Consider the following 7,408-nt stretch of genomic DNA (forward strand, 5'->3'; position numbering starts at 1 on the left):
TCATATATATATCATTTTTCAACTATCAATCAGTTACATCTTCCCATCTTAATCGATCACCTTTTCGTAAATCTCTACATGCTTTCTTTCCAAGTATTTCAGGTAAAAATTTCGGATGTAAACCAAAACCTGGACGAATAGATTTTACATTTTCTTTAGTAAACGTTTCACCTTTTTTTATATCTTTTACAACATATAAACTTCTTGCAAACTGCCTACCGCTTTTAGGTTTGAAATTCACTTGCCCTATCATCTCTTCTGTTTCCCTTACAGCTTTTACCATTTCTTTAAACTCTTTTGGTGTTAAACTAAAATCTTTATCCGGTGAATCTAAAGATTTATCCAATATAAAATGTTTTTCAATTATTCTGGCACCCATCGCCACTGCCGCCACAGGTGCAGAAATACCTAAAGTATGATCCGAAAATCCAACTTCAGTTTTAAAAACATCTTTTAAAGCGGGAATTGTTTTTAAATTAACTTCACTTCTTGGTGCAGGATATGCCGACGTGCATTTTAAAAGAGCTAATTCTACATTTCTTTTTTTACAAATTTCTACAACATCCTGAATTTCCTGCAATGTAGCAATTCCTGTTGAAATTATCATAGGTTTACCTTTACTTGCGGCATAATCTACAAGTTCATAATCAGTAATTTCAAACGACGCTATTTTATAAACCGGTGTATTAAAATTTTCTAAAAAATCAACTGCTTCTTTACTAAAAGGTGAACTAAATATTTCCAATCCTAAACTTCTGGCATAATTAAATAATTCTTCGTGCCATTCCAGTGGAATAGCAGCTTGTTTATAGAGTTGAAAAAGATTAATCCCATCCCAAATAGTTCCGCCTTTAATTATAAAGTCTTCTTTTTTGCAATCCAATGTCATCCATTCAGCAGTATATGTTTGTAGTTTTACAGCATCTGCTCCGCTTTCTTTTGCAGAATATATCGTATCTTTAGCAATCTGTATATTACCGCTGTGATTTGCTGAAAGTTCAGCTATAATAAAAACTTTTTCTTTAGTTTCATGTTTACCAATTTTCATTTAAAAGCTCCATTTTTATTAAATTATCCTTTTTTTCTAGTTCAATAAAACCTATATTTTTGTAAAGAGTCTTCGCTCTAATATTATCTTCAAATACATACAAAATTAATTTTTTTAATTTTAAATTATTAAATGCATAATTAACGGCAAATCGTAAAAGTTCCCTTCCGACTTTTTTCTTTTTTGGATTTTTATGAATCCCCAACTCAGCAAAATGATCAAATATTTTAAAATTCACAACACCTAAATCATCTACTTTTATATATATTTTAGCAGAGTCTTTTTTTAAATTTTCTATAAATTTTAAATGCTCTTCCAAACTAATTTTTTCTTTATTATACATCCATTTTCTTATATCAGGATTATTTCGCCATTCAAGGACTTCTTTTATTTCATCAAAAGATAATTCTTGAAATTTTTTGTATTTCACGTTCACTGATTACCTTTACTCTTTTTTCTTTTAAATATTTTGCAATAAATTTTTGATTATCTGCTACTTTTACTGCCAAAAATGGCATATTCATATAAACAGCTTCCCACGTAATGGTAGAAGGGGTTATTATTCCAAACTTAGCTTTTGCCATACCTTCTGCCACATTTTTATCAATATGCAATTTACACCATTTATTGATTCTACAAAATCTCTTGAGTTTATTTAAATTTTGATTAGCACTTGTAGTATATACATTTACATTTAACTTTTTATTTTTTAATATTTTTAAAACTTTTAAAGTCAGTCCCTTTGCATCCGTCCCACCAAAGCTTATAAATAAGCCCTCTTTTTTATATCTTTTTTTCTTAGCTTTTTTGAATTCATCTCTTATTAGAGGTTTTAATATAGTTATTTTTGTAAATGTAGGAACTTTATTTTGATATTTTTCTTTTTTTGCATATAAATTTGTATTTATAATTTCATCGCAATAATGTTTCTCAAAATTGTCATCTACACAAATTAGACTAATATTCGGAAAAAGGGTTTTAAATTTTTTCTCATATTCATAGGTAAAATTATAATTATCTACTATTACTTTTTCTGGTTGTAATTTTTTAATCTGTGTAAAAAACTCATCTTCGCTTTTTATCTTAATAACTGGAATATCAGTATATTTTTCATTACACTCTTTACAAAGAATAAGACATTTTTCATATTTGTTTTTCAGTTTATTGCAAAAAAGTGTAGCTCTTTTAAGATGCCCAAAACCAATATCGGGACTAAAATCAACTCTTAATATAATCATTCAAAGCCCTATACATTAGTTCTGCTTTAACAAAATCTTCTAAAGTATCAATATCCTGAGTTAAATATCTAGGGATAATAATTGGAACACTTCCGTCAAAATGAAATCTATCATTACACTTCAAATTTTTCCAGTAAAATTGCCCTGCATCATGATAAGCCTCTTTTAAATCCTGGCTTCTTTTATTCATAAATTCCGGAAAAAACATTTTTGCCTTTCCATTGACTATTTCAAAACTTCTCCATATAGGAAAATCATATGTAGTTGCACTAAAAGAATAACATGCATTTGATGTTTTCAGTTGTTCAATACCTTCTTTAAGATATTTAACATCCAACAGGGGCGCTGTAGGATACAACATACATGCATAATTGTATTTATTTTCTTTATTTAGAATTTCAATCGCATGATCAAATACATCTATACTTCCGGAATAATCATCCGCCAGCTCTTTAGGTCGCCATAATATCTCCGCACCATATTTTTCAGCAACTTCGGCAATTTCATTACTATCCGTAGAAACTACAATTCTTTCAAAAAGTTCTGCTTTTTTAGCATTTTCTATACTATATGCAATAAGAGGTTTACCGCAAAAATTTTTAATATTTTTCTTTGGAATTCTTTTACTCCCCCCACGCGCCGGTATAATACATATATTCAAAGCAATTCCTCCATACATTTAATCACGTAATTTTGATCTTTTTCATTTAAACTATAATAAATAGGTAAAGAAAAAGCCTCAAGATAATATCTTTCCATTTCCGTAAATTTTTTAAAATACCCTTTTTTTACATAATAAGGCTGCTGATTAATCGGAATATAATGATACTGAAGACCAATACCCTTTTCTCTCATTTTCATAAAAAATTCCGCTTTTTCTTCCAATGACTTAAAAGGATATCTTACTACAAAAAGATGATAAGAGCTTTTTTCATTATACGGATAAAGAGGCTTTATTTTTTCAGGTAGATTATCATGATAATATTTTGCTATTTGTCGTCTTTTTTCCAAAAACATATCTATTTTTTCAAGCTGGCTTAGCCCCATTGCACACGCCACATCACTCAGGCGGTAATTATATCCCAAATCAACCATTTTATATTCCCATGGATACATTGATACATCTTTTACCATTCCATGGTTTCTGAGTATCAGTAATTTTTTGTAAATCTTTTCATCATTTGTTGCTACTGCTCCACCTTCAAAGGTAGTAATATGTTTAACCGGATGAAACGAATAAGTTGCAACATCGCAAATTCCACTATCTTTTCCAAAATAATGAGCATTATCAAGTAAAATTTTAACCCTATATTTTTCTTTTAAATACTTAAGTTTTTCATCATTAAAAGGATGTCCGGAAAATGTAACCAAATATAAAGCTTTTATTTTTCTTTTTTTAAGTTGCTCTTCTACTAAATCAAAGTTAATAAGCCCATTATTTTCAATATCCACAAAAACAGGCTTAGCCCCAACATAAAGGATTGAGTTAGAAGTAGCCAAAAATGAATTGGGTGTAGTTATTACTCTATCACCAACATTTAGTAGAACCCTACTTGCCAAATGAAGCGCTGCGGTGCCGTTGCTTACTGCAACTACATATTTAAATCCAAGTTTCTTGGCTAAAACATCTTCAAATTCTTTTACTTTAGGTCCTGTTGTTAAAAAATCACTCTTTAATGTTTCAACTACAGCATTTACATCATTTTCGTCAATATACTGCTTCCCATATGGAATAAACTTATTTAATTTCCCATTTTCCATTTTTCACTTTCCAATCTATAAAAATTCTTTGGCTTTTTGTAAAAATTCATCTTTTGATAACCACCAGTCATTTGTCCCTGAACTATATTCAAATCCATATCCTTGCTCTTCCCCCTTCTCACCTATCATGTTTTGTGTATAATCCGCTTCAAAACTAAAATTAATTGTAGGTTTTATTACATAATGATCTTCAAACTCTACACACCTGTCGTCTTTTGTTATCATTACTTCATGCATCTTTTCGCCCGGTCTTATCCCTATCTCTTTTAATTTACATTCTGGACACAATGCTTTTGCTAAATCTACAACTTTCATTGAAGGTATTTTAGGAACAAATATTTCACCACCTTGCATCCTTTCAAAATTCTTCAAAACAAATTTAACCCCCTCTTCAAGAGTAATTAAAAACCTTGTCATATCTTTATGGGTAATTGGAAGCTCTTTTGCACCATTTCTTATCAAATTAACAAAAAACGGAACCACACTTCCTCTACTTCCTATTACATTTCCATATCTTACAACTGAAAATCTTGTTTTTCTCTTTCCGACTAAATTATTAGCCGCAATAAAAAGTTTATCACTCGCTAATTTAGTAGCCCCATATAAATTTATCGGTGCCGCGGCTTTATCTGTTGAAAGTGCTATTACCTTTTCAACCTCTAATTCAATTGCATTATCTATTACATTCTGAGCACCATTAATGTTTGTCTTAATACATTCCATTGGATTGTATTCTGCCACAGGCACATGTTTTAATGCTGCAGCATGTATTACTATATCTACATCTTCCATGGCTTTTTTTAATCTCTCTTTATCCCTGACGTCACCTATAAAATATCTCATACATTTTTCATTATATTTTTGTGCCATTTCAAATTGTTTTAATTCATCACGACTATATATGATTATTTTATTTGGTTTGTAATTTTTTAATAATATCTCCGTATATTTCTTACCAAAACTCCCGGTCCCACCCGTTATTAATATATTCTTCCCGTTAAACATCTCTTCTCCTAATTGTAAGTTGTTATAATTTTAACAAAATAACCGATATAAAAACAAAAGGTCTAAAATGTCTCAAATTTATGAAAAGAATTTAAAAGCACTATTTGAAAAAAATCCTGAATTGGCAACTAAATTATTTAGCCTGCAAACTTACAAAAATTTTGAAGTTATTCAACAGGGTGAAGATCCTATTAATTTAAATATTATAGACATAAAGCGCAATTATCCGATTTATAAAACACAACCATTAGAAGAAATCCAAGAAAAGCAAAAAAAATTTAAACTATATGAAAGATATCCCGTTCTGTTTTTTTACGGATTAGGAAACGGAATATTTATTAAATTACTTTTTGCAAATCCCTCACACAAAAAAATATTTGTAATCGAACCAAATATTGAAGTTATATATATAGCATTACATATAGTAGATTTGTCAGAAGAAATTTTAAATGAGAAAATTGAAATACTAACACCTCAACAAATTACTTACTCTAAAGCATTAGATATTTTTATACATAAAGATGTTCAACTTTTCGCAAAAACTTTTGAATTACATATTTATTCAGAATATTATGAAAAATATTATGCAGAATCTATTATAGAAACCAATAAAACTTTAATTAGAGCCATCAAACAAACCGTAGCAAACTTTGGAAATGACACTATCGACACTCTTATAGGAATAGAACATCACATAAATAATTTACCTATAATGCTTACAAATCCTCATTTTTCTCAACTAAAAAATAAAAAAATTTCCGATGTAGCTGTTATTGTTTCAACAGGACCATCATTAGCAAAACAATTACCTTTATTAAAAAAGATAAAGGATCATGTTACAATTATAAGTGTAGATGCTTCTTTACCAATCTTAGCCAAACATAATATTAAACCCGACTTTGTAACATCATTAGAAAGAGTGCAACTTACAAGTGAATTTTTCAAAAAAACACCTAAATCTTTTCAAAAAGACATCATAATGTTGCATGCATCACTTCAGCATAAAGATGTATTGAAACATTCTCATGGTCAAAAGATTCTTCCTATGAGACCTTTTAGATATACTAAATATTTTAACATGCCTAAATTTGGCTATTTAGGTATTGGAATGAGTGCCGCAAATATGGCATATGAACTAGCTTATTTTTTAGGTTATAAAACAATTGTATTAATTGGTCAGGATTTAGCCTATTCTAAAGATGGACAATCTCATGCAAATGGCCACGTATTAGGTGAAAAAGAAGTAGAGTTTAAAGAAAGTGACGAATATGTAACAAAATATGGTGGTGATGGAACTATTAGAACTACAAAAGTATGGAATATGTTTAGAAACTTTTTTGAAAAAGATATTGAACACGCTAATAAAGAAAATATTCTTACAATTAATGCTACAGAAGGTGGTGCAAGAATACATGGTGCAGTAGAAATGCCTTTTAAAGAGGTAATAGAAAAATATATTAATACTTCTGAAAACAAAAAAACTCTTAAATTAAGAAAATTATCAGAAAATAGTGTGAATAAATTACTATTAAAAGCACATGATAAAATAAGAAAAATGATTGAATATGGTGAAAAAACCCAATCCAAAATAGAAAAAGTTTTTTTACAAGTTGCCGAAGAATGTGAAAATTTAGAAAAATTAAAAGATGAAAACAGACTTGAAGAAATCAATTTTGATAAATTAATAAAATTATCAAATAAAATAGATAAAATAAAAGACATTATTGAAACTAGAAAACTTTCTATAATGTTTGGAGAAACTATTCAAAGTTATTTAGTTAATAAAGAGCTAGATCTTGCAAAAATTATGGTGCGTCCATCTAATACAGAAATTGAAAAAAAAGCAAAACTTATAGATTGGATTATGAATCATAAAGAATGGCTATTTATGTTGGCAGGTAGTATAAATGCTCAAATTATAGTTGTTAAAAGAGCAGTAAAAAACTTAGAAAAAGAACTTAAAAAAAGAAATTTGACTTTTCAATCTATAAAATAATTCTCCTTTTCTTTGCTTTTTCCATTAAATTAGAGTGACAGACACTTTATCTTAAAAGAAAAAAGAGCAAAAAAGCTCTTTATTGAAGTAATTTTAGCACATTTTGTTGAACTGCGTTTGCTTGTGATAAAGCATAACTTCCTGATTGTGCAAGAAGATTGTGTTTTTGGAAGTTTGCAGTTTCCTGTGCAAAATCTACATCTCTAATTTGTGATTCCGCAGCTTTTACATTTACTTGTGTTACTGAAATGTTATTAATTGTGCTTACTAATTGATTCTGAACTGAACCGATATCAGCTCTTATTTTATCCAAATAATGAGCCGCAGCATCTGCTATATCCATTACAGCCATTGCACCTT

General features: G+C 29.0%; 8 protein-coding genes. 1 reads left to right on the forward strand and 7 read right to left on the reverse strand.

Going from position 1 to position 7,408, the window contains the following annotated elements; translation table 11 throughout:
• Window positions 1-25 precede the first annotated feature (25 nt).
• The 6 genes from pseI to pseB are packed head-to-tail and all read right to left on the reverse strand — an operon-like array spanning window position 26 to window position 5,052.
• Window positions 26-1,048, reverse strand: a complete 1,023-nt coding sequence (pseI, locus tag ACYQ19_RS04440; protein WP_459978215.1) for a pseudaminic acid synthase — start codon at window positions 1,046-1,048, stop codon at window positions 26-28.
• A complete protein-coding gene (gene pseH / locus ACYQ19_RS04445; protein ID WP_459978216.1) occupies window positions 1,035-1,484 on the reverse strand; it encodes a UDP-4-amino-4,6-dideoxy-N-acetyl-beta-L-altrosamine N-acetyltransferase in 450 nt (149 codons plus the stop codon). Before pseH ends, pseI begins: the two co-directional genes overlap by 14 nt.
• Window positions 1,444-2,286: a UDP-2,4-diacetamido-2,4,6-trideoxy-beta-L-altropyranose hydrolase gene (gene pseG, locus ACYQ19_RS04450; RefSeq protein WP_459978217.1), complete on the reverse strand. Its 843-nt coding sequence runs from the start codon at window positions 2,284-2,286 to the stop codon at window positions 1,444-1,446. Before pseG ends, pseH begins: the two co-directional genes overlap by 41 nt.
• Window positions 2,267-2,947: a pseudaminic acid cytidylyltransferase gene (pseF, locus tag ACYQ19_RS04455; RefSeq protein WP_459978218.1), complete on the reverse strand. Its 681-nt coding sequence runs from the start codon at window positions 2,945-2,947 to the stop codon at window positions 2,267-2,269. The genes pseG and pseF overlap by 20 nt, the downstream gene beginning before the upstream one ends.
• The gene (locus tag ACYQ19_RS04460; RefSeq protein WP_459978219.1) at window positions 2,944-4,047 is read right to left on the reverse strand and encodes a DegT/DnrJ/EryC1/StrS family aminotransferase; all 1,104 of its coding nucleotides are present in this window, start codon (window positions 4,045-4,047) and stop codon (window positions 2,944-2,946) included. The genes pseF and ACYQ19_RS04460 overlap by 4 nt, the downstream gene beginning before the upstream one ends.
• A 15-nt stretch (window positions 4,048-4,062) precedes the next feature.
• Complete coding sequence (gene pseB, locus ACYQ19_RS04465) at window positions 4,063-5,052, reverse strand: UDP-N-acetylglucosamine 4,6-dehydratase (inverting) (RefSeq protein ID WP_459978220.1); 990 nt, start codon at window positions 5,050-5,052, stop codon at window positions 4,063-4,065.
• A gap of 67 nt (window positions 5,053-5,119) precedes the next feature.
• Between pseB and ACYQ19_RS04470 the strand changes: the two genes are divergently transcribed.
• The gene (locus ACYQ19_RS04470) at window positions 5,120-7,048 is read left to right on the forward strand and encodes a motility associated factor glycosyltransferase family protein (protein WP_459978221.1); all 1,929 of its coding nucleotides are present in this window, start codon (window positions 5,120-5,122) and stop codon (window positions 7,046-7,048) included.
• 79 nt (window positions 7,049-7,127) lie between these two features.
• On the opposite strand, the gene ACYQ19_RS04475 is transcribed toward ACYQ19_RS04470, so the two are convergent.
• The coding region (locus ACYQ19_RS04475; RefSeq protein ID WP_459978222.1) for a flagellin at window positions 7,128-7,408 on the reverse strand (281 nt) is incomplete at its 5' end.

The sequence above is a fragment of the Nautilia lithotrophica genome (genome assembly GCF_054656815.1).